Here is a 22,289-nt window from a genome sequence, read left to right as displayed (position 1 = left end):
TGTCTGCTTTAAACAGTCGGACACACCAATCATCGAAGACATCAATTATTTTTCACCGGCAAATCGTGAAACAATTCCTCGATGGAAGCGTAGTGGTTGCCCTGATAAAGATCGATGAGTCGCAAATAAAAGGACTCATCGTATGATAGGCTGGAAATGGTATACGAAAATTCATCCATGAGCTGCCACACTTTGGCAAGCAGCAAATTTTCTGTCTTATAAAATAAGTATTGAAAGAAGGCGACATGTTTGGCATTTTCGTTGAGTGATTGATCCCAGACGATGTCAATCAATTGACCGATATCTTCACCCTGCATATCATCATAGGCAATCTTTGCAGCTTCTTTTTCAATGATTCTTTTTGCAATTAAGAGATCATTTTTTGTGCTATTTCTTTGCAAAATAAATGAGGAAAGCACCTCTACCGTATGGTACGGCCGATATGTGCTTAAAAAAGTGCCTTCCCCATGTCTGGTTTCAATCAATCCCAAAAGCTCCATTGCACGCAATGCTTCGCGGATGGATGACCGTCCCGCCTGCAGCTGCTCAGAGAGCACACGTTCCGATGGAAGTTTATCCCCTGGCTGCAGATGATTCGCTTCAATATAGTTCCGAAGCTCCTGTAAAATACCATGGTATACTTTTTGTTTTGGTAGCATGGACACAGCCGGAGTCACCCCTTTTATAGGTTATACGGTGTACAGATGGCCGGATCGGCGAGACAAACTCGCTCAGCCGGCACATGGGTAGTATTGTACATCAGTCCTCATCAATCCGTGTCAATCGTCTTGTTTTCTCGGCCACCTTTTCCGGATCGGTATCCATTCGGGCCACACCGGATTCCATCGCTGCCTTGGCGACATGGGATGCAACTAGCGGCGCCACTCTCGGATCGAACGGAGCAGGAATAACATAGTCGTCACGCAGCTCGTCATCTGCAATCAAGGATGCGATCGCTTCGGCCGCGGCTATTTTCATCTCTTCATTAATCCTGGTGGCCCGGACATCGAGAGCCCCCCGGAAAATACCAGGAAATGCCAGAACGTTATTGACTTGGTTCGGAAAGTCCGAGCGCCCGGTACCGATCACTTTCACATTGGCCTCTTTGGCATCTTCCGGCATAATTTCCGGATCTGGATTGGCCATCGCAAAAATAATTGGGTCATCTGTCATTTTTTCAATCATTTCCTTGCTTAACAGGCCGCCGACAGAGACACCGATGAAAACGTCCGCGTCTTCCAGCATATCTTCCAGGCCGCCTTCTTTTTTATCTTTGTTGGTCATTTTGGCGACTTCCTCTTTGACGTCATTCATACCATACGACCGGCCTTCAAAGATTGCCCCTTTTGAATCACACATAATCATATCGCGGACACCAACATGATACAATAATTGAATAATGGCAATACCTGCTGCGCCCGCACCATTGGCTACGACTTTAATATCCGAAAATGCCTTGCCGCTCAATTTCAACGCATTGATCAATCCGGCAACGGTTACGATAGCAGTGCCGTGCTGATCATCGTGAAAAATCGGGATACTGGTTTCCTTTTTTAGACGCTCTTCAATGACAAAACAGTCTGGAGCAGCAATATCCTCCAGATTAATCCCACCAAACGTTGGTTCCATCATCTTCACCGTCTGTACAATTCCATCTATATCGTAGGAATCCAGACAAATTGGAAAAGAATCAATGCCCGAGAAACTTTTGAATAATACTGATTTTCCTTCCATCACAGGCAACGAAGCTTCCGCTCCAATATTGCCGAGTCCCAACACCGCTGAACCATTACTGACGACGCCCACCATGTTCCCCTTCATCGTGTAGTCGTAAACGGTTTCTTTATTATCATAAATTTCTTTACAGGGCTCGGCCACACCCGGTGAATAGGCAAGACTCAAATCCTTGGCATTCCGCACTTTCACTTTTGACTCTGTGGAAAGCTTCCCCCTGTTCACTTTATGCATATGCAACGCTTCATCACGCAGTCTTGACAAAATAGTCACTCCCTTTTATGTATTAGATGTCTCCCGGAAGGTGGTCTGACCAATTAATGGATTCATTATAACAGATGGAGATCATCTGTAAAGTTAAACATAAAGCGTCATTCAGTGAGTACATTTATGAGATTGTTATCACATCTCCGGGGACGACGAGGCTTAAGACAAGCCCCAACTGGAACGACACTCTTTCCATCACCCGGTTGTTTTCCGTTCATCCAGCGCCACATTCTGACTTCCGAAACGATCACGCAGCATCTGTAAACAACGGGCCTGAGGATCAACCCCGTATTCTCCTGACAGTTGATAGGCCTTTTTTTCCGTCTGTTGATAAATGATAATCGGCGTGTTTCCCGGATAGTCTTTTGCCACACTGCGTATAGTCGCTAATGCCTCGCTATCATTCGTGTCTGTCAATTGGATAAACAGTCGCTGATGTTGCTTTTGTTCCCACTCTGTCTGGCTAAACGGCTGTACATCATTCATTATCCACTGACGCTGCCCATTTCGATCTTCCACTTTTCCGTTGAACGTAATCACCATTTCCTCAGACAGCCAACGATTCACTTGGCGATACAATGGTGGAAAAACAACCGTCTCTATTTCATCCGTCTCATCTCCGACTGTCATAAATGCCATCGTATCTCCGCGCTTGGTACGAATGACTTTCATAGTGTGAACAACCGCTGCACCGGATAGATTACGCGCTCCGGGAGGCATATGTTTGGCCCTACTCAACGAGGTGTAGCCGGCTTGTTGCAGTGCTCGGCGGAATTTTTTTAATGGGTGACTGGACATATAGAACCCAAGCAATTCTTTTTCATCCTGTAGCTTACGCATCAGACTGAAATCTTCTATATTCACATAGGTTTCTTCTAATTGAATGGTATCCTGAAAAAGATTCGATTGATCGCTGAACTCTTTAAACAACTCGCCCTGTTCCAGTGCGTGATCGATGGATGCAAGCAAACCCGCCCGGTTCGGGTAAACATCATCAAACGCTCCTGCCATCACTAATGTTTCCAGAACCTGTCTGTTGACAGTTTGCTGCGACACACGCATGCAAAAATCAAACAGACTTTTGAATTGGCCCTGCTTTCTCACTTGAATAATCTCTTTACCTGCCTGATGACCAATGCCCTTGATTGACAAAAATCCCATTCGGATACCTGATCCTTCCACGACGTATTTTCCAAAACTTTTATTGATTGAAGGCGGAAGCAATGGCATGCCCAGTGTTTCCAGCTCTTTTCTGTACATGGTCACTTTATCCTGTTGAGAAGAGACAGACGTCAGCAATTCCGCAAAAAAACTTGCTGGATAGTGTGCTTTCAAATAGGCAAGCTGATACGATATTTTACTATAAGCAACAGCGTGGCTTTTGTTGAACCCATAGTTCGAAAACTGGACAATCCACTCGAATATTTCGTCAGCAACCTGTTGCGAGTACCCGTTATCCAGACACCCTTGTATAAAAGCTACGCGCTGTTGATTCATCAGCTGCTCATCCTTCTTACTGACTGCTCGCCGGAGAAGATCAGCATGACCCATCGAAAGGTTGGCAATCCGGTGCGCTATTTGCATGATTTGTTCCTGATAAATAAGCACACCGTACGTCTTCTTTAGAATCGGTTCCAAATCCGGATGCGGATAAGTCACTTGTTCTGTCCCATGTTTTCGATTAATATAAACCGGAATCTGTTCCATCGGCCCTGGCCGGTAAAGCGCATTGACCGCTGCTATTTCTTCAAACACGGTCGGCTTCAGACGCCTGAGTACTTCTTTCATTCCTTGGGATTCCAGTTGAAAAACGCCATTTGTCCGTCCTTGCTGAAGCAACGTATACGTCTCGGGGTCGTCGTCAGGAATCGATGCCAATGATACATTATCACCTTCTGTATAACGGATGGTACGAGTAATTCGTTCCATCAATGTTAGATTCCGCAAGCCGAGAAAGTCCATTTTCAAGAGACCAAGTGCTTCCAGGTCATTCATCGCAAACTGTGTCAGATTAGTGTGATTCGTGCCGGCCGTTAAGGGAACTGTCTCCATTAACGGAGCATCACTGATAACGACACCGGCGGCATGGGTGGACATATGTCTTGGAATGCCTTCCAGCTTTGTTGCAACGGCAACTAACATTTTCAGTTTTTCCGACTGTTTGATATACTGTTGCAAGTCGTTGGAGGATCGTACGTATGTTGCTATGGTGTGATTCGCCTGTACAGGAATCGCTTGCAAAAGAAACCGGGCATCGTGTGATTCAACTTGCATTGTTTTTATCAATTCCCTTAAAAGCGCCCTTGCCGAAAAGGTGCCGAACGTAATAATTTGTGCAACATGGTTACTTCCATACTTGGAGCGTACATAATCGATGACTTCATCACGCCGGTGATCGGAAAAATCAATATCTATATCAGGCATGGACGTTCGCTCTGGATTCAGGAAACGTTCAAATAATAAGCCATGGCTGATCGGATCCACGTCGGTAATGCCAAGCACATAGGCCACGATCGACCCGGCAGCTGATCCACGCCCTGGACCTACAAAAATCCGCTTCTTTTTGGCATAGGTGATAAAATCCCAAACAATTAAAAAGTAATCACTGAATTCCATCGATTCAATGACTTCCAGTTCATGCGCTAGCCGTTCTTTCACTGTATGCGTAACAGAATCATACGTCGCAAATACGTTTTCCCAGCAGACCTCTTTTAAGTATGTATGCGTATGCATTGGTTCCGGAACCGGGTACGAGGGCAACATGTTACGGTTGAAATCAAACGTAACGTTACATCGTTCCGTAATCCGCTCCGTTTCATGGATCACTTCCGGCCAAGAGCCTCCAATTCCCTCCTTCATTTCTTCCTGTGAACGCATATGGCGATTTTGAACGGACGAATCTGTTATTTTCATCTGCCATGTTTGTCCTTTTGCAATAGCTTGCAAGCAGTCATAAGCAAAATCATCGTTTTCATGGAGGTACCGCACATCCTGTAATAGCACAGCGGGAAACGAATATTTGTCACAGAACGCCTGCACAGACTGGTTCACACGTCGCTCCGTTTCAGCACCATGATCCTGTACACCCAAATACAAGTCCTCTGAATAGAACATACGCCATTCGTCATTCAAATATGTTTTTACGCGGTCATACGTTTCATGTTGTAGTAAGGATCCGATGTCGGACACTGCTGTCACCAGAATACAGATTAAATCATCACTCATCGGTTCCAAATCCTCTTTGCTGATACCATTTTCTCCCGACATCTGCACATGGGTGCTAATTTTGACGAGGTTTTTATACCCATCGTTATTTTTCGCCAAAATAACACACATGTCACTCCCATCCTCAGCATTATTAACCGTAACACTCATACCGATGATAGGTTTGATTCCGTTTTGTCTGCATGCTTTGTAAAAAGGAATGACGCCATGCAAAACATCCTCATCCGTAAGGGCCAAAGCGCCAAACTGCAATTCGCGTGCCTTGGAAACCAGTCTATCCACTGTCATGGTGCTTTTCATGAAACTGTAACCGCTACGAACCTGCAAATGTGTAAATGACATCTTGCCCCTCCTTTTGCCATGTATGCATGCCTCCTATTTTACTCAATAAGCATCTGCGTCTCCAATGATTACATCGAGCATCATAACATATCCTGTCCATTGCTATCATAAAATGAACCAGTACACACATAAGGGGCCAAAATCATGGAAGAACGGTTTCTAGCTCAATTCATTCATTGCTTTTTTATAGCATTTGGTGTCGTTATAGGTGGCACTATTATCGGAAGCATCGGCGCTTTTGCCACTGGAGATGCGCCCTTCACCCAAATGAAACGTATTTCGCTTAGTCTACGGATTTGGGCAATTGTTGCTGCCATCGGTGGTACGTTTGATGCCATTGCTAATTTTGAAAAAGGGATTTTTACCGGTTCCACCTATGACCTGTTTAAACAGATTATGCTCATTGTGTCTGCCATGGGCGGTGTTAAAACAGCTCTATTAATTATTGGGTGGGTCATACAGGAGGATGTTGAATAATGCATATACCCCCTTACTATAAAAAAACAACATGGCAGAGGTTTCTAGCGGGAGCATTTGCCGGTTCGATTATTGGCTATTTGATATTCGTTTATATGTATGGCTCCATGTACGGGCAAATGCTTGAAGAAAACCGTGAGTTAAAATCCGAGGTGACCGAACTAAAAAACGAAAACGACGCATTGCTTGATGACAAAAAAGATCTTAATGAGAAAACGAAAGAATCTGCGAAAGTGGGCTCGATCACCATAACCATTACCAACGATGACGATTTGCCGGATAGACTTATCACCCATGAATTGGAGGAGTTAATAAAAGATGAAATTAACCATATTGTCGGAAAAGAGGTGTCCGTCATTTCCGAAAGCGATGAATTGCTGGAGGCCACCATTGAAAACAAAGAATTTACCATCGATGATTTTACATTTACATGTACAGTACGGAAGCTCATTATCACCCCAACCGTAAAGCTTTCCGTCAAAGCGGAATCATACAGCGGGCCTTGAATCAATTGTCCTTTATTGTTAAATTTCTACGAAAAAATGAGATAAATGAGCATCACAAAAGCCCACTTTTCCATATACTATAATGCATAAGCTGACATGACTAAACAAGAAAGGATTGTTCACCATGCATGTAATGGATCAGCGTCGACTACGAGACGAAAAGATGGCACAGCTGAAGGCAGGCACAACCGCATACGCCGAATCAGCTGAATTAATTCGGCTGATGAAGCGCGGCATTGAACGGGAAAATTTGCTTGTACATGATGATGAAACCAATGTAGGCTGCTGGTTTATTCCGTTGTATTAATACCATGGGCCAAAAATTCAAAAGAACTATAACCTCGACAACAACTGCGGGAATAGTTCTTTTTTTATCGCCCACTAATGGACATGTCACTTTATGAGTGTTTTATTCATCGGTATAGGATTGGCAGGCATTATCCAGATCGCTCATGATGTGTTCCATTTGTTCCCATGTGCTTATCGAAGCACCTGCCGCCATCGGGTGGCCGCCACCGTTATAGGCAGAAGCAATACCATTGACGACCGGCCCATTGGAACGCAGACGAACCCGTATTAAGTCGTCTTCTTCGATAAAAAACGCCCAGGCTTTTACACCTTGAATATCACCCAAAACGCCAACAAGCTGCCCTGTTTCCATCGGAAGGACACCGTAGCTGTCGAGCATATCCTTAGTCAGCACTACGGTACTCATGCCTGATGCCGAACGTGTGAAATGTTGCAGCACATAGCCGCGCAGTCTGGCAATATTATCTTTCATACGGTAAAGGCCATCATAAAGTCTGGAACGGTCAAAATTATAGGCAACCAACTCAGCCGCATGTTGGAATGTTTTTTTCGTGCTGCTCGGAAACAGAAATCGTCCTGTGTCACCGACAATACCGGCATATATGAGGCGCGCTGATTCATCAGTCATCACCAAACCGTCATCCTTGCCGAAAAGATACAAATCGTAAATCATCTCACTCGTTGAACTGGCCTCTGTATCAACCCATAATATATCTCCATATGGACCTACGTTAGGATGATGGTCAATTTTGATCAATTGCTGGCCGAGATGATACCGTTGATCACTGATTCGTTCAGCATTTGCTGTATCACATACAATAACCAATGCATTTTGATATGTTTCATCATCAACATCATCCATAACCGTTAAAAATTCAAGTGATGGATCATCTTCTCCAGTGATGAAGACATATTTAGACGGAAAGGACTCGCTTATAATGTCTTTCAAAGCCGCTTGAGACCCAAATGCATCCGGATCCGGCCGTACATGTCTGTGAATAATAATCGTTTCATATGCTTTAATGGCTTCAATAATTGATTGGATATGTTGCATCATATTCTCCCTACTTTGTCACATTTTTCACTTTCCTCATGAATCAAAACAAGCTACAATGGTTGAAGGTACATAAACGATGCCCAGACGCCATTGCATATCAGTACCTCAACCGGGGCAACGGAACAACACGCAACCGTATATCCGGTTATTTTAATTCAGCTATTTAGGAGCAGATTCATATGGTCATTTTCCCTATTATTATTGTGCTTTCCGCTGTTTTCTGGATTTATTACAAAGTCGCCATTCTGAAAAGCGGTGACGGACTGACCAAGGAATATTTTAACGCAAAATCCCGCGTTTGTCTCGGATCACTCATTTTCTTCTTTGGTATTAACCAGTATATGTTCTATGAAACCCGCCTCTCCCTGTTCATTGGAATTGTTTTCCTCTTCTTTGGCGGATTACATCTATATGTCGGGATGAAAGAAGCAAGGCATTACAGAAATGAATGGAGGCGCCTGCGTGCTTAACTCCCGTTCCAGGCTTTAAGGGCGTAAATGAAAAAACAGCTAAAACAGGATCGATGAATACAACATATGGGATCCCTTCTCTTACCGATCCTGTTCACCTGTTCATTAACTGTGCCATTAGAATCCCTTTTCCAACCATTTTTTGTCCGTTAAACACTTCCACATCCACCTTGGCATAACTACGCCCCGCATCCAATATGACTGGTTTAATAAGCAGGTTTGCATCAATTTGCACTGGTTTCAAAAAGTAGACAGTAAGATTCTCGACGACAAGATCCCCCTTTTGGGAATAGCGAAGCAACCGGCCGGCTGCCTCTGTCATCAGCGACGTGTAAACGCCATTGGATAATGTTCCGAGTTGGTTTGACATTTGCGGGGAAACTTGAGCACGAAACATAGTAGTGTCACTTTCTTCCTGAACCAAACTGCTTGCAATAATATCATCGATCGTTTGACCCATTTGCGGCTGACGCTGGCTTTCCTGGAGCGCTTTTAATACATCCTGACGCGAGATAACACCTTTCAGCCTGTCCGATTCATCAGCAACGGGAACAAGCTCAATGCCTTCCCAAACCATCATGTGGGCAACATTAGCAAGTGATGATTTATCCTGGACAACCATCGGATTTTTTGTCATAAGTTTCTCAATGGAGATGTCTTTATTTTTGCCAATAACATCTTTGGACGTAACAATGCCGGCTACACGTCCTTTTTCATCCACAACCGGATAACGGGTATGGGTTGATTGTTCGTTCAATTCATACCATCGACCCAATTTGTCTTTCGTGTACAAATAATAAGAATGATCGTATGGTGTATAAATATCTCCAACAGAAACGATTTCTCTTTTGATTAGCTGATCATAAATGGCTCTGTTGATCATGGTGGCAACTGTAAACGTATCATAACTTGTGGACATAACCGGAAGCTGAATTTCATCAGCCAATCGTTTAACATCTTCAGCCGTATCGAACCCGCCTGTTATAAGGACAGCCGCACCTTCATACAATGCCAGCTCATGTGCTTCCACACGGTTTCCGACAATAAGCAATGACCCGGCTTCTGTATATTGCATCATTGCGTTAAGTTGCATGGCTCCAATAACAAATTTGCTGAGCGTCTTATGCAATCCTGTTCGTCCGCCCAAAACTTGCCCATCAACAATTTTGATGACTTCAGCAAATGTCAGTTGTTCAAAGTTATCTTTCTTTTTCTCTTCAATACGCACGGTTCCCACACGCTCGATTGTGCTGACAATACCACGTGTTTCTGCATCTTTAATAGCACGATAAGCCGTACCTTCACTGACATTCAATGATTTAGCAATCCGCCTGACGGAAATTTTATGACCAATTTCCAATGACAAAATATGTTGCATAATTTGTTCGTGCTTGGTCGCCATTGCGTTCACCGACTTTCAACTGTACTAATCATTCTTCTCATGTGTTATTATACAGTTGAATCAGTCACACCTCAACAGTTAAGCACGTTGACGACGTTGGATATTTTCCTGTTCCATTACCGGGGGTGTGACCATCTGTAATAGGGAAGCGAAGTTGGAACCGGCCACCAGCAGGAAAAAACCCAGCCACAAGCCCCAGAACAGGGTCGCTTCTGTTGTTACAGCCTCCGGAATAACCGGCCAGGCAACATAAAGAAAAAAACTCGCCAGCAATAGTCGTAATATAGCATAATGGCGCACATATATCCCTCCTTTATCAATTATTCTATGATAACGGACAGCCTGTAAGAACAGAGAAGATCCTAACTCAATATACCAAGATACCAATTCAGAAGACCATCACCAAAAAAGTAAGCAAGCACAGCAGCTACAACAATATACGGACCGAATGGAATAGCCTGTCCACGTTGTGTCCTCTGAAGCAAAAGCATCAGCAACCCAATCACTGCTCCGATCATCGTTGCCAGGAAAAATGTAAGAATGATCTTTTCAAGCCCAAAAACGACTCCGAGCACACCGAACAGTTTCATATCCCCCGCACCCATTCCACCCCGGCTGATGAGAATAATCAGTGCCAATAGTCCAGTTCCAAAAAGAACCCCGACGATGGATGACCACCAAGGATCAAGCGGCTGTATCACCCGCATGATAATAAATAGCGGCAAAAAAAATAATAAAATCGTATTTGGAATAAGCATATAGACGATATCAGAAATAAATAAAATGACGACCATTGCCATCAGCAAGAGGGCTGTTAAAAGCTCCGCCTGAAAGCCGATCTCTGCATAACTGAGAGCAAATAATCCACCACTCGCCAGTTCAACAACGGGATAAGTGATGGCTATACGTTGCCCGCAGCTCCGACATCTCCCACGTTGCATTATGTAAGATAAAATGGGGATGAGTTCATACCATGTAAGTGTATGACGGCAATGCGGACAAATGGAACGGTCATTAGCGAAGGGCTGTTTCTGAGGTACACGTAATCCAACAACATAAAAGAATGAGCCGAAAACGAGGCCGAGCAGGAAGAAACATAGTAGCAACAGAATGTCCATAGGTCTGACTCCTTGTCCAAAATTTAGAATACATTAAAAACGGATCCGCTGCAAGGCAACAGAAGCATATTTCTTCCATTATAGCATGTTATCGGATATGTTGAATTATTTTTCTCTAAATCATAAAAAAGCAGACACTCATTTTAGTTTAAAAAAACGTGAGCAGCCCCGCTCACGTTTTTTCGATTTCTTATAATTCTACAGAATCGCCTATGTTCATCGCCAGCCCTTTTCCGGTTTTTACGCTGGATGCAAATTGATTCCCGTCCTGTTCAATCAAAGGGAACGTATTATAATGTATCGGAACAACCGTTTCAGATTTTATCCAATCCGTTGCGATCAAGGCGTCGTCAGGACCCATCGTAAAATTGTCTCCAATTGGTACGAAGGCTAGATCAATATCATTCATATCACCAATCAGTTTCAAATCACTGAACAGCCCCGTATCACCCATGTGATAAATCGTTTGACCATTAATTGTCAGTAGAATTCCTGCGGGCATCCCTGTGTAAATAATGGTGCCGTCTTCTTCTGTAAAGGAAGAACCATGAAAAGCTTGCGTTAATTTCACTTTGCCGAAATTAAATTCATGTGCACCTCCAATATGCATCGGGTGCGTATTGAACCCTTTTCCGCCCAAATACTCAGCCAATTCATTCGGGGCAACGATGAATGCATCATTCCGTTTTGCAATTTCTTCTGTATCCCCGTAATGATCATTGTGTCCATGCGTCAACAGAATAACATCTGTTTCAACTGTTCCGGCGTCCAAGTCACACGTCTCATTACCGGAAATAAACGGGTCAATCAAAATGGTATGGTTATCTGTTTTCACCCGAACAACAGAATGGCCATGATAAGATACGTCCATGTTTATCGCTCCTTTTGTTAAATGATGTGCACTTTTATCCTTCAATAAATGCCCCAATAAGTCCTTTACCCGTTTTATCATTTTTTTATGCATCGTTTTAAAAAATTCCTATTCATAGTAATACGTCGTTCGGCTAAAAATATAAGATGCTCTTTTAATATACAGTCCTCTTAAGTTTTTATATAGTTGCAGAAGGGTATAGAGCCATTATAATTAAGAAAAGAGGGGTAGCATGAATCAAACCAAATGGTCAACCGTTCGTGATAGTTTCTGGTTTCTCCCCATCGTTTATGGGCTATGTTCAATCATTACAGCATTGGCTATAACAGCCTTGGATGTTTGGCTTGTTCCCAAAATATCCAGCGGTATTCCAAGCATTCTTCTTACAGGACAAAGTATAGCAAAACAACTTTATGCCGCTTTAATAACAGCAATGCTAACAATGACAACGATAAGCTTTTCGACGATTATGGTTATGCTAACAACGTACTCATCTCAGTTTTCTCCTCGGGCACTGCAGGACTTTATGCAGAGTAAACTCACACAACACGTGCTAGGTGTTTTCACGTTTGGTTTTATTTTTGTACTAATCAATTTATGGCTATTAACCGAAACAAAACAAAAAGACTTGCTCAGTCCCTTTTTCACTGTTATTTTCACGATTATCTCGCTTGGCTTTTTTGTTTTATTTATCCATTATTCGGCGCGCTGGGCACAAGTAAACTTTTTGATTGGGGTCATACGAAACAAAACATCAAATTTAATTAAAGAAACATTTCAAGAAAGATCGTACGGTGAACATCAACATTGGGATCATTCGCAAACGGAAAGTATAAGAAAAAGAGAAAGAAAAACAATAGAAGCCAGACGATCAGGCTATATTCAACAAGTCGATTATAATTATTTGATTAACTGGGCAGCTAACAACGATATGGTATTAGAGGCAACGTTTCAAGTCGGTGATTATGTTCCTAAAGGAATGCCGGTATTTTATTATTGGTCTTTAGGTGACACTAACGTTGAAATAGCCAAGCACGACTATTTTTTAGCAATCGGTGATGAACGTTCTGATCTTCAGGATATTCCATTTTCAATAGAAAAATTGGTGGAAATTGCTGTAAAGGCATTATCCCCCAGTATGAATGATCCAAATACAGCGATTAATTGTATACATCGCATTGGTGGTTTGCTTACAGAGTTAGGCGGCAATTACCGTTCTGTCACGTACTATTCCGATAATAATGGGAATTTAAGGTTGATCATGGAACAAAAGAAATTTAGAGACTATTTATTTAAAAGTTTTTACCAAATTAAACATTACGGGAAAGACGACATCTCTGTTGTATATAGTATCGTAGACACGTTATATAAAGTTGCTATCGTTAGTGAGGAATCCATTCAAAAAGAAGTATGGCGTTTCACTAAATATGTGTTAGAAGCCGTAGATATAAATAGCCTTTCCTCGATGGACTATCAACATCTTAAAAATATAATGGAGCGATTTGCTTCCTTTTCGGGGGAGGAACTGAATATGTGAAAAAATGGCCCTTTTGAATACCCGGACAGGACATACTTGCTCATTTAAAAGGATAAAAACCGTCACGAGTATTCCCTTCGCCGAGAAGCTGACCGCGAAAAACAAAGCTATTGATGCATCGAGCGTGGAAACAGCTGTCAGGGATAACGACCAAGCCGCCCGCGAGGCCACCGCAAATGCGGGAATGAGGAGGGGAATGATCCCCCCTTTTCATACTACATTAAATCCTTTACGAAAAAGACCGCATCCTATCGCCCATTTCCAACCATATAAATGTTCTTATTGTTTCTGCCTTCAATTTCTACATCCGCCGGTATTTCCAGATAAAGCAATTCCGTACTGTGCAAACGCCCATTGTTTTTATATTCCCATGGCGAGGATGCCTTATTTCCGGTTGTTTCACTGGTTGAAACACCAAATCCTCCCCTTTCATCCAATGAACTGAGCCATCCCTTTTGTGTGAACTGACGGACAGAAACGTTCTTTTGGAACACCGATATATCAACTCGCTTACGATCCGGTGTTTCAACAGCTAAGGTACGTCCATGCACTTCCATATGTGTCTTTGGAAGGAACCCGGTCGTCATATCGATGCCATCAATGACATATGGCGTAACATAAAGTTCTGCTTCCACAACGCCATCAGCCGCTTTTTTTCGCTTTACAGCAATATTGTTTAAGTTTTCTTGCCCTCGAATGACAAGATGCAATGTCTCCTCGTCCGTCTCCAACTTCCATGTATTCACAAGATAGTCATCAAGCATGTCAATCGATCCGGTATTTTGCGGGATCATGAACAAGTCGGGCAGCTTTTTCTTATGAAACGTCCGATCGCCCGACGCACCTGAATCACCCTCAAGGGGTAAAACAAATGATAATCCAAATGCGATGACAAGAATGAGCAAATAACCCGGGAATAACCAGCGTCTGACGATTCCTGATAGCTTAGTGGATTTTAAAAGACGCATGCCTACAGCGAACAACAAGCCAATTACAGCTAACAAGAGTAAAATAGGCATAATGCCAATCAAAACGTTACTCATGGTCGAACCTCCTTTTGCCGAAGTGGAACAAACGAACAAGCGAATAGAAACACCGTTGTAACCACTGTTTTCAACAGAAAGAGCAGTATATTCGTTTCACCGACAAAAAACGCATATATCTTTAACGTTATAGGTGGATCGAACAGCAATCCCCCCACAACCAAAACGGGAATGATCACCATGAATAACCGGTGCAGTTGAATGATATTGCCGATCAAGTAACCAAACGCACAAAACATTACCACATATAAAGCGACTGTAACAATGCTGATCAACGGATCGATAAACGTTGTGGGGTCATCGATCATACCGGCAAATGTTGCTTCATCTGACGTCCAATAAATAATAACCCGAAGCAAATAACCGGCCAATGTTGCTGTTAACCCACCAATGACGCTCGCTGTAGCCAAAAAAAGCATATTGGAAAGATGCTGACTTTGCCGGTTGGTGACAAATAGAAAGTCGTCTTCCCTGTAGGCTTTTGTTGTAATGGTTATTGCATTGATGAATCCCCACAGGAAAGTAAATATAATGATAAGATCACCAGTATATGTGTTTAGATGCGCATTAACGCCATAACTTCCGCCTCCGCTTGTCATAATTCCCCCGGAAGAAAATAACAATGCGAGTAGCTGCATCACAACAAGCGATGTGAATACTTGATAGTACGCCCTGAGTTTATAACGGTATTGTTTGAGAACAATTTGCGTGATCGGCACGTTGTTAAAGGACATCATCAATTCCTCCTTTCGTTTTGGCGGTCAAGTAAATACATACATCGCTCGCAGCGACAGGTGTGGCTTTCATACCCAATCTCTCTGCCTGTTCAATGGCAAAGTCCTGTTTCACCACGGCTTGCATCATCCCGGGAGCAGACTGTTTTTTAGCAAGCACTGTTTTATCATACAGCCATTGACCGACTACAGCATCGGGACCGGTGAGACTAACAGCATATTCCTTTAAATCATCCATCGGCATATGCAGCACCTGCTGCCCCTCATCCATTAAGAGCACATCCTCCAATAGATGGTCGAACTCATCCAAATGATGACTCGAGATTAAAATCGTGCGCGGATGAGCCAAGTAATCCTTTAACAGCACCCGGTAAAAATCGTTTCTGACCGCAGCGTCCATGCCGGTCGTTGGCTCATCGAAAATCGTCAGTTCCGATCGGGTGGCCAACCCAAATATCATGTTGAATGTCGTTTTTTTCCCTTTTGACAGTTGGTTGTGGTGTTGATCCGGGTGAAACGAAAAATAGTCGAACAACGTCTTCGCAAACGTCATATCCCAATTAGTATAAAAACGTTCCCCCTCCTTCAGAAGTTCACCAAGAGTCAATGCATCGGGGAAAAGCATGTGATCATCAATAAAAATACTATTGGCCGACACATGCAAACTGTTAAACGGATGTTCGGAAAACACGTTCATCTCACCTGATGTTTCCTTTATAAAACCGACGAGCATTTTTAACAATGTTGTTTTGCCCGCCCCGTTTCTGCCAATGATACCGGTAATGGCATCGGATTTTATGGTTACTGTTAAGCCATCGACAGCAGGCACGCCTTTATATGTCTTTGTCAAGTCCGTCGCTTCAATAACATTCATGCTTGATCCTCCCCCCGTTCGTGAATCGCATCTCTAAGCATTTCCATTAGTTCCGCATCATCCATTTGCAAGTGAGTTGCTTCTGTTACCACGTCCCGGAGCATGCGTTTTAATGTATCGTTCTTTCGTTTTTTACGAATGATGGCTACCGCGTCACCGGTTACAAATTTTCCCAACCCCCGTTTATTGTATAAAATATGTTCGTCATGCAACATGTTCAGTCCTTTAGCTGCTGTGGCTGGGTTAATATTAAACAAATCCGCTAACGTATATTGGGAATGGACTTTATCATGTGGTTGAAAATACCCACTCAGCATTTGGTTTTCCAGCCATTCGGCTATCTGGATATAGATCGGTTTGGACCCTTCCATCTCAACCATTGGGCATGAGCTCCTTCCTTTGGAGTCCAGTGAATTAGTTATGTAATGCACTGATCTACATACTTAATATAAATGCTTTTCAAACGAACGTCAATAAAAAATGCCTCCCAAGCAAATGAGAGACATTGTTCACGTATTCAAAGGGCGTTAATCCCAACTTCCAGCCGCATCCTAACGATAAGGATTGAACAACCCGTTCATTCCTCTGACACTGAAAGATAAACGTCCATTGATTTATATTTCTACCTATAAACAATACTGGCCAATCGGTACCAAACAAGCTAACGTTTAACATCAACTCCGCCGGTAATGTCCATTATGGCACCGGTAATCATGTCGGAATCCTGATCACAAAGATACATGATAGTCCTGGCTATATCTTCCCCTGTTCCTGGTCGGCCAATGGGGGTTGTATCATCATGCACATTCCTGCTGGCATCGATGCCCGCTTCTTTCATATCGCCGGTAATATCCCCAGGGCACACCATGTTGGCGGTAATCCGATTGGGTGCTTCTTCAGCGGCGACGGTTTTTGTCAATGAAGCCAAACCGCTTTTGGCTGCAGCAAAGGCGGAACGGTACGGCCAGCCGGAAGCATGGTTCGCCCCTTGAAAGCCATAGTTAATAATTCGGCCAAATTGTTGTTGGCGCATATGCGGAACCGTTAATTGCAGCAGATGAAAAGCCGCATCAAGATTGCCATTGACCATTTCTTGCCATTCCCCATCGGTATAATCAAGAAGTTTCTTATGGTTGAAAATAAACGGGCCGGCATTATTAACCAAATAATCGATTCCACCATGCACATTTACGGCTTGTTCGGTCAAACGAGTCAAATCCTGTTTGTCGGTTACATCAACCTGTTCCGTATGTAGCAAATCACGATAAGGAGCCAGCTCCGTTTTGACAGCCTGAGCTTTTTCACCGTCACGATGGTATGTAGCTGTCACCCGATGCCCTGCCATCAGAAACTTTTCCGTTACTTGCCTTCCCAGACCGGACGTTCCTGCTGTTATTAAAGCATGTCCCATAAATCGTTCCTCCCCCTTTCATGCGTTTGACGACACAGCATAGCTTTTATTTTAACATATGTAGCGTTCGTTCATAAGCAAAATCCACCCTGTGGCGGGTGGATTTTGCCTGGATCATTTCTTCTGATTATTATACGTGTGAATACTACGGTTATTGGAAAGCTTTTCTTTATCTTCAATAACGCCCTTCTGATAACTTTCAAATAATTGATTTTGAACAGCTTCGACACCTTTTTTATCTTCAGTGAATGGATGGTTTTTCTTTCCCATTGCTATCACCTCCATGCTTAGTATGCTCACAGACAGGAGAATCATCCCATTTTTGTCGTTGCCAATTTCGGTAAATGTGATTGCCAGCTAACCAAAAAGCGATTACAATAGTACAAAAGGGAAGGGTGATAACATGGATTTTGAGTATGAAAACATTATTGTTGCAGTGGATGGTTCAGAAGCTTCGGAACACGCATTCAAGAAATCGCTGGATATCGTCCGGCGGAATGATGCCCGGTTAATTATTGCTAATGTCGTTGATTCACGGACATTTGCAACCGCGGAAGCCTATGACCGGACACTGGCGGAACGTGCAGAAGAATATGCCAAAGAATTGGTGGACAGCTATGTTGAAAATGCCAACAGTGCGGGGATAACGAATTTAGTACGATGCGTAGAGTACGGGTCGCCAAAAGTTAAAATCGCCAAAGACGTCGCGGAAAACTTTGAAGCGGATTTGATTATTTGTGGAGCAACCGGAATGGGCGCGGTTGAACGGTTTCTCATCGGCAGTGTTTCGGAAAGCATCACTCGGCATGCCGAATGCGATGTGCTGGTCGTCCGCTAAAATCATGCAGAGGCCGACGTGGGGCGGGCGCGAGCAATGGATCGCGCCTGCTTTACGATTTATCACTGCTGAATGAACCTGTTTCATCAAATGCTTGACCGTCTTTTTTCAATTCACCGGCGACGTGGGCCAACTCCGGAACAATTAATCGATTCATCGCTAACATCACCGCCCCTGATGACCCAGGTACGGCAAAAACCGCAGTATCACCAATGACACCTCCAATTGCCCTGGAAAGAATCGCCGCTGAGCCGATATCGTCCGTATAACTGAGCATCCGGAAAAGCTCACCGAAGCCCGACATTTCCTTATCCAGCATCGGCGTAACCGTTTCAATTGTTACATCGCGATAGGCGATGCCGGTACCGCCGTTCAATAAAATAACGTCAATGTCTGGATTCGTGCACCCGGCAGAAATTTTATTGGCAATAGCGCTGCTTTCATCCGGGACCATTTCCTTAACCACGTTGTAATGGCCTGCTTCTTTCAGCAAACGAACCATAAGATCGCCGCTTTTATCCGATGCATCCGTTCGTGTATCACTTACCGTCACGACCATGCAATGAACGGACGTATTGCTGTCTTTATGCTCTTCCACAGACACATGAATCCCTCCTAATCCTGTCCAGTAAGGCGGACGGTATCTCTAGCGATAACCACTTCTTCATTCGTTGGTATGACAAGCACTTTCACCGGCGAATGCGGATAATTAATAAAAGCTTCCTGTCCTCGAATATCATTGCGCGAAGAATCCCAGTATACACCCATAAATTCCAGTCCCGTTAGTACTTTTTCCCGTACAACGGTGCTATTTTCACCAACACCGGCTGTGAAGATAATGGCATCCACACCCGACATTCTTGCTGCATAGGAACCGAGGTATTTGTGTATGCGTGCCGCAAATACATCCAGCGCCAATTCAGCCCGATCGTTTTTATCCGCTTGTTGTTCTATATCGCGCAAGTCACTGGAAAAACCGGACAAGGCGAGCATTCCACTTTTTTTATTTAAAATGTGAACAACGTCTTCAGCAGTTTTACCAGTTTTCTCCATAATAAACGGAATAAGAGCCGGGTCGATATCGCCCGATCGCGTTCCCATGGTTATTCCGGCAAGGGGGGTGAATCCCATCGATGTATCAATGGACTGTCCCTTATCAATAGCCGCTATACTTGCTCCATTCCCTAAATGACAGGAGATGAGACGCAACTGCTCAAGTGGTATTCCTAGCAATTGAGCTGCACGGCGGGACACATATTTATGGGATGTACCGTGAAACCCATATTTACGAATACCATATTGTTCATAATACTCGTATGGAAGACTATACAGATAAGACTTCTCAGGCATAGTCTGGTGGAACGCCGTATCAAATACAGCCACCATCGGCACACCCGGCAACTTCTCCCGGAATGCACGTATACCTGTCAAATTAGCAGGATTGTGCAAGGGTGCCAGATCAGACACATCTTCAATATTCCGGATGACGTCATCATTAATCACGGCCGAATCACTAAAACGTTCACCGCCATGGACAACCCTGTGTCCAACAGCATCCACATCATCCATGGATTGAATGACACCCGATGAGGTTAGCTTATCAAGCAAATGCTTCACGGCCGTTTCGTGGTCAGACAGATCGATAACGTTTTTCGCTTCTTTGTCCCCCATTTCAAAAGTGAATTCAGTCCCTGAAAGGCCGATTCGTTCCGTCAACCCTTTTGCCTCGACCACTTCTTCGGGCATCCGGATCAGTTGAAACTTTAAAGACGAACTTCCAGCATTAATTGCCAAAATATTGGACATATACGTTTCGGCCCCCTCCCAAGCCTTAGATATTCATATTTTCTGCAAACCAAGCATTCATTTGTGTAAGAATGTCATCCATAGCTTTTGTGTTTTTAAAAGATGGAACCTGGACGAGCAGTGGCTGTTTGATACTGGAGGTATCCGGACCTCTTTTTTGAAGAATGAGAAGGCTTTTTCTGTTCTTTTCTGACTTAAATGCCGTCTCCGGAAGCTGCAGGACACCGATTATATGGGCGTACTCCTGAAGATAAGCATGCAGCTTATCGGATTGATCACTGTCAAACAAAAATTCCGGAATAACAAAAATTAAATAGCCTCCAGGAGCCGTATAACGCATGGCTTGTTCGATCAGCAAATGATGGGAATAAGAATGCCCTTCATCTGCTTTCAGCTCAAAGTCCTCAGATCGAACATCGTCCGGGTAATAACCGACCGGAAGATCACTGATAACCAAATCGACTGGATCCAAAAGAAATGGACGCAGACTATCCTGATGAAAAAACTCGACTTCCTTCTTCTGCATGTTGGCATTAAGCATAGCCAAACGAATGAGGGTAGGATCCACTTCGCTTGCATAAACCGAAGCAGCTTTATCCAACTGATCCAAAACAGCCATTAACAAATTGCCTGTTCCGCTCGTCGGGTCAAACAAGCGGATGTGTTCCAGGCCGCTCGTCAATTTCCCGGCTAAATAACCAACAAACAAGGCTACCGTCTCCGGTGTCATTAAATGCTGCTCCTGAGTGGCACCTTTCATCCCTTTAAGAATGGCGAGTTGAATGGCTTTACGGACATCGGTCGTTTCATAAGATGTTACATCCAATCGCTCCATCGTTTTTTGAAATTCCTTTTTTAACGGAGCTTCCATCTCCTCGGGTGTTTGTTGATCCAATAAAGTCCCAAGCGTTACAGCGAGACTGTCCAAATATGTTTCATTTCGATGTTGCTGAACGGATTCCGTTGTGTCATCGATTTGTTCATATAATATTTCCACATCTGTTTTTTCCATCGTGCCAATCCTCCGATTCATGGTCTAAAAGCATATTTATTGTATCAAAGGACCGGTCGTATTGTATATGAACCGGATAAAAATCTCCCCTGCGATCAAAGCAGGAGAGTATATGGCAGGGCATTATTCAGCTTTCTTTGCTTCTTCAAGAGCCCGGTCATAGTCCGGATGGTTGGTTACCTCGTTCACATACTCCACATACGTAACGTTATCATTCGAATCAACGACGAAAACAGCCCGTGCCAAAAGCCGGAGTTCCTTGATCAATGTACCGTATTTCTCGCCAAAGTCAGCATCGCGATGATCAGACAATGTATCCAGATTTTTGATTCCGTTTGCCGCACACCAACGTGACTGAGCAAAAGGCAGGTCCATACTTATAGTCAAGACATGAACATTATCAAGCTTATCAGCCTCTTCGTTGAAGCGTCGCGTTTCTTCAGCGCAAACCCCCGTATCAACGGATGGAACAGCAGCAATTAACTTTACTTTGCCTTTATAGTCATTTAAAGAAACCTCTTTCAAATCATTGGACAACACCGTGAAATCAGGTGCCTGATCACCAACACTGATTTCATTTCCTGCAAGGGTTACGGGATCCTGATTAAATGTGACATTTGCCATAATAAAAATCAAACCTCCATGTATTTGGATTCTCAATTTATTATGAATCGTCTTACACTATTTGTCCAATAATTCATTATTTACATTGATTTTGTATGATGAAAATTATTCTTGCGACGAATCATCTTCCGACTGTTCGGAGTCGGAGTCTTGCTTTTTTTGCTTCGATTTATCTTTCTTCTGTTCGTCATTGTTACTATTGTGCTTAGATTGCTGGTTCATTTTGTCCTGAAGGCCGGATTCCTTTAACAGCTGCTGCATTTTATCGACAGCTTTCGGAGCGACTTCCATCATCTTTTCGTATATGTGCGTACTTTCATCCAGATGAATCATTTTTACACCTTGTTGACTGATGACTAAGAACGCAATCGGTGTAATGGAGACACCGCCGCCACTTCCCCCGCCAAAAGGCATAGATCCGCCGCTTGAATCGCTCTGATCATCAGCAGCTGTGAACTCACTACCGCCTGCTGCAAAACCGAATCCCAATTTGGAAACCGGAATAATTACGCTTCCATCCGGAGATTCCACCGGATCACCAATAATCGTATTAACCTCAATCATATCTTTCAAGTTTTCCATTGCCGTCGTCATTAAACCTTGAATCGGATGGTCATCCATGATTGATCCTC

At 43.5% G+C, this 22,289-nt stretch carries 25 protein-coding genes; 6 read left to right on the top strand and 19 right to left on the bottom strand.

What is annotated here, in order from left to right; all coding sequences use genetic code 11:
- Nucleotides 1-41 precede the first annotated feature (41 nt).
- The 3 genes from ACZ5Q7_RS09390 to dnaE all read right to left on the bottom strand — a co-directional run bounded on the left by ACZ5Q7_RS09390 (nt 42) and on the right by dnaE (nt 5,568).
- A complete protein-coding gene (locus ACZ5Q7_RS09390) occupies nt 42-659 on the bottom strand; it encodes a FadR/GntR family transcriptional regulator (RefSeq protein ID WP_343750692.1) in 618 nt (205 codons plus the stop codon).
- A gap of 100 nt (nt 660-759) precedes the next feature.
- The gene (gene ystJ, locus ACZ5Q7_RS09385; RefSeq protein ID WP_343750693.1) at nt 760-1,968 is read right to left on the bottom strand and encodes an NADP-dependent malic enzyme; all 1,209 of its coding nucleotides are present in this window, start codon (nt 1,966-1,968) and stop codon (nt 760-762) included.
- Nucleotides 1,969-2,196: 228 nt separating this feature from the next.
- Complete coding sequence (dnaE, locus tag ACZ5Q7_RS09380; RefSeq protein ID WP_343750620.1) at nt 2,197-5,568, bottom strand: DNA polymerase III subunit alpha; 3,372 nt, start codon at nt 5,566-5,568, stop codon at nt 2,197-2,199.
- Nucleotides 5,569-5,712: 144 nt separating this feature from the next.
- Between dnaE and ytrH the strand changes: the two genes are divergently transcribed.
- The 3 genes from ytrH (at nt 5,713) to ACZ5Q7_RS09365 (ending at nt 6,858) form a co-directional block, all read left to right on the top strand.
- Complete coding sequence (gene ytrH / locus ACZ5Q7_RS09375) at nt 5,713-6,045, top strand: sporulation membrane protein YtrH (protein ID WP_343750621.1); 333 nt, start codon at nt 5,713-5,715, stop codon at nt 6,043-6,045.
- Complete coding sequence (gene ytrI / locus ACZ5Q7_RS09370; RefSeq protein ID WP_343750622.1) at nt 6,045-6,551, top strand: sporulation membrane protein YtrI; 507 nt, start codon at nt 6,045-6,047, stop codon at nt 6,549-6,551. The genes ytrH and ytrI overlap by 1 nt, the downstream gene beginning before the upstream one ends.
- A 124-nt stretch (nt 6,552-6,675) precedes the next feature.
- Nucleotides 6,676-6,858 carry a hypothetical protein gene (locus ACZ5Q7_RS09365; protein WP_343750623.1) on the top strand — a complete coding sequence of 61 codons (183 nt, stop codon included), beginning with the start codon at nt 6,676-6,678 and terminating at the stop codon, nt 6,856-6,858.
- A gap of 102 nt (nt 6,859-6,960) precedes the next feature.
- Here ACZ5Q7_RS09365 and ACZ5Q7_RS09360 read toward each other — a convergent pair whose 3' ends face one another.
- Nucleotides 6,961-7,917, bottom strand: a complete 957-nt coding sequence (locus ACZ5Q7_RS09360; protein WP_343750624.1) for a DHH family phosphoesterase — start codon at nt 7,915-7,917, stop codon at nt 6,961-6,963.
- A gap of 179 nt (nt 7,918-8,096) precedes the next feature.
- Here ACZ5Q7_RS09360 and ACZ5Q7_RS09355 point away from each other — a divergent pair, with 179 nt between their 5' ends.
- Nucleotides 8,097-8,387, top strand: coding sequence for a YtpI family protein (locus ACZ5Q7_RS09355; protein ID WP_343750626.1), 291 nt, complete (start codon nt 8,097-8,099; stop codon nt 8,385-8,387).
- Between the two features lie 94 nt (nt 8,388-8,481).
- On the opposite strand, the gene ACZ5Q7_RS09350 is transcribed toward ACZ5Q7_RS09355, so the two are convergent.
- The 4 genes from ACZ5Q7_RS09350 to ACZ5Q7_RS09335 all read right to left on the bottom strand — a co-directional run bounded on the left by ACZ5Q7_RS09350 (nt 8,482) and on the right by ACZ5Q7_RS09335 (nt 11,778).
- Nucleotides 8,482-9,789, bottom strand: a complete 1,308-nt coding sequence (locus tag ACZ5Q7_RS09350; protein WP_343750627.1) for a DRTGG domain-containing protein — start codon at nt 9,787-9,789, stop codon at nt 8,482-8,484.
- A gap of 78 nt (nt 9,790-9,867) precedes the next feature.
- Nucleotides 9,868-10,089, bottom strand: a complete 222-nt coding sequence (locus ACZ5Q7_RS09345; RefSeq protein WP_343750628.1) for a hypothetical protein — start codon at nt 10,087-10,089, stop codon at nt 9,868-9,870.
- 62 nt (nt 10,090-10,151) lie between these two features.
- Complete coding sequence (locus ACZ5Q7_RS09340; RefSeq protein ID WP_343750630.1) at nt 10,152-10,907, bottom strand: prepilin peptidase; 756 nt, start codon at nt 10,905-10,907, stop codon at nt 10,152-10,154.
- A gap of 190 nt (nt 10,908-11,097) precedes the next feature.
- Nucleotides 11,098-11,778: a metal-dependent hydrolase gene (locus ACZ5Q7_RS09335; RefSeq protein ID WP_343750632.1), complete on the bottom strand. Its 681-nt coding sequence runs from the start codon at nt 11,776-11,778 to the stop codon at nt 11,098-11,100.
- 232 nt (nt 11,779-12,010) lie between these two features.
- Between ACZ5Q7_RS09335 and ACZ5Q7_RS09330 the strand changes: the two genes are divergently transcribed.
- Complete coding sequence (locus ACZ5Q7_RS09330; RefSeq protein ID WP_343750633.1) at nt 12,011-13,315, top strand: DUF2254 domain-containing protein; 1,305 nt, start codon at nt 12,011-12,013, stop codon at nt 13,313-13,315.
- 248 nt (nt 13,316-13,563) lie between these two features.
- Here ACZ5Q7_RS09330 and ACZ5Q7_RS09325 read toward each other — a convergent pair whose 3' ends face one another.
- From ACZ5Q7_RS09325 to ACZ5Q7_RS09300, 6 genes are all read right to left on the bottom strand, one after another.
- On the bottom strand, nt 13,564-14,358 hold the full coding sequence (locus ACZ5Q7_RS09325; protein ID WP_343750634.1) for a hypothetical protein: 795 nt from the start codon (nt 14,356-14,358) through the stop codon (nt 13,564-13,566).
- Nucleotides 14,355-15,095 carry a hypothetical protein gene (locus ACZ5Q7_RS09320; protein WP_464432789.1) on the bottom strand — a complete coding sequence of 247 codons (741 nt, stop codon included), beginning with the start codon at nt 15,093-15,095 and terminating at the stop codon, nt 14,355-14,357. Before ACZ5Q7_RS09320 ends, ACZ5Q7_RS09325 begins: the two co-directional genes overlap by 4 nt.
- Nucleotides 15,082-15,966, bottom strand: coding sequence for an ABC transporter ATP-binding protein (locus ACZ5Q7_RS09315; RefSeq protein WP_343750637.1), 885 nt, complete (start codon nt 15,964-15,966; stop codon nt 15,082-15,084). The genes ACZ5Q7_RS09320 and ACZ5Q7_RS09315 overlap by 14 nt, the downstream gene beginning before the upstream one ends.
- A complete protein-coding gene (locus ACZ5Q7_RS09310; protein ID WP_343750639.1) occupies nt 15,963-16,346 on the bottom strand; it encodes a GntR family transcriptional regulator in 384 nt (127 codons plus the stop codon). The genes ACZ5Q7_RS09315 and ACZ5Q7_RS09310 overlap by 4 nt, the downstream gene beginning before the upstream one ends.
- Before the next feature lie 281 nt (nt 16,347-16,627).
- The gene (locus ACZ5Q7_RS09305; RefSeq protein WP_343750641.1) at nt 16,628-17,377 is read right to left on the bottom strand and encodes an SDR family oxidoreductase; all 750 of its coding nucleotides are present in this window, start codon (nt 17,375-17,377) and stop codon (nt 16,628-16,630) included.
- Between the two features lie 114 nt (nt 17,378-17,491).
- A complete protein-coding gene (locus ACZ5Q7_RS09300) occupies nt 17,492-17,647 on the bottom strand; it encodes a hypothetical protein (RefSeq protein ID WP_343750642.1) in 156 nt (51 codons plus the stop codon).
- A gap of 133 nt (nt 17,648-17,780) precedes the next feature.
- Between ACZ5Q7_RS09300 and ACZ5Q7_RS09295 the strand changes: the two genes are divergently transcribed.
- Nucleotides 17,781-18,215 (top strand): universal stress protein, encoded by a 435-nt coding sequence (locus tag ACZ5Q7_RS09295; protein ID WP_343750644.1) that lies wholly within the window; start codon nt 17,781-17,783, stop codon nt 18,213-18,215.
- A 52-nt stretch (nt 18,216-18,267) separates the two neighbouring features.
- Here the strand turns inward: ACZ5Q7_RS09295 and ACZ5Q7_RS09290 are convergent, their stop codons facing one another.
- From ACZ5Q7_RS09290 to ytfJ, 5 genes are all read right to left on the bottom strand, one after another.
- Nucleotides 18,268-18,819, bottom strand: a complete 552-nt coding sequence (locus ACZ5Q7_RS09290; protein WP_343750645.1) for a MogA/MoaB family molybdenum cofactor biosynthesis protein — start codon at nt 18,817-18,819, stop codon at nt 18,268-18,270.
- 11 nt (nt 18,820-18,830) lie between these two features.
- Nucleotides 18,831-20,021: an acetate kinase gene (locus tag ACZ5Q7_RS09285; RefSeq protein ID WP_343750646.1), complete on the bottom strand. Its 1,191-nt coding sequence runs from the start codon at nt 20,019-20,021 to the stop codon at nt 18,831-18,833.
- 25 nt (nt 20,022-20,046) lie between these two features.
- A complete protein-coding gene (locus ACZ5Q7_RS09280) occupies nt 20,047-21,033 on the bottom strand; it encodes a class I SAM-dependent methyltransferase (RefSeq protein ID WP_343750647.1) in 987 nt (328 codons plus the stop codon).
- A gap of 123 nt (nt 21,034-21,156) precedes the next feature.
- Complete coding sequence (gene tpx, locus ACZ5Q7_RS09275) at nt 21,157-21,657, bottom strand: thiol peroxidase (protein WP_343750648.1); 501 nt, start codon at nt 21,655-21,657, stop codon at nt 21,157-21,159.
- 105 nt (nt 21,658-21,762) lie between these two features.
- The gene (gene ytfJ / locus ACZ5Q7_RS09270) at nt 21,763-22,278 is read right to left on the bottom strand and encodes a GerW family sporulation protein (protein ID WP_343750649.1); all 516 of its coding nucleotides are present in this window, start codon (nt 22,276-22,278) and stop codon (nt 21,763-21,765) included.
- Nucleotides 22,279-22,289: the final 11 nt, after the last annotated feature.

It is taken from the genome of Lentibacillus halophilus (assembly GCF_055395055.1).
The sequence above is the reverse complement of the archived record's forward strand: the minus strand, read 5'-3'. Positions and strand labels throughout refer to the sequence as shown.